This window comes from Pseudomonas sp. BMS12 (assembly GCF_001592875.1).
Taxonomy (GTDB): Bacteria; Pseudomonadota; Gammaproteobacteria; order Pseudomonadales; family Pseudomonadaceae; genus Aquipseudomonas.
The window spans coordinates 852-1588 of the sequence record NZ_LSOF01000001.1; the positions used below are offsets into that span (position 1 = coordinate 852).

At 67.0% G+C, this 737-nt stretch carries 1 protein-coding gene; it reads right to left on the minus strand.

All coding sequences use genetic code 11. The features are described from left to right. The coding region (gene tssI, locus AYB31_RS00010; protein WP_153020608.1) for a type VI secretion system tip protein TssI/VgrG at positions 1 to 737 on the minus strand (737 nt) is incomplete at both ends.

Here is a 737-nt window from a genome sequence, read left to right on the forward strand (position 1 = left end):
GGACTTTCACCCGACCGTACTGGTCGCAGTGGATTTCTTCACCCTGCGGGCCGGTGACCACGGCGCTCTGGCTGCCGAGGATGCGCGGCTTGGGGTGCTGCAGTGGCGGGCGGTAGGGAATGTCCCAGGGGGTGGCGGTGAAGCGGTTGCGGTAGCCCTGGTTGAAGGTGTCAGAGTTGCTGGATGCACCCTCACCCCCAGCCCCTCTCCCAGGGGGAGAGGGGAGGCCGCCGCCGAGGAAGCTGGTGATGGACTCTTCCAGCACCTGCGGCTGCTTGCCCTCGTGGTGTACCTCATTGAGCAACCACAGCTGGTTCCAGTCGCCGCGTGGGTGGGCGGTCAGGTTGAGGAAGTGACCGGTGCGCAGCAGCGGCTGGTCGCTCTCGCCCTCGGCCAGTTGGTAGTCGCTGCGATGACGCTCCAGGGCACGCTGGCTCAGGTGCTTGCCGCGGGCGCGCTCGGTGAAGCGGCTGGGGTAGTCGTAGTCTTCCAGATCCGGCTGGGCGTCACCCTTGTGCGCGGCCTCCAGCTGCAGGCGCGGTTTTTCGAAGTCGTAGTCGCGGCGGGTTACCCGGCTGGTGCGGGTGGCCAGGCGCAGGGCGAAGCGCTTGATCACCGGGTCGTCGGCCACCAGGCCGGAGTCCTGTTGGTAGGCGGTGCCGGCCAGCTTGGGAAAGCCGGTCTGGTCGTCGCCGAACACCAGCAAATGGCCTTCGGACGAGTGTTGGAAGTGGTAA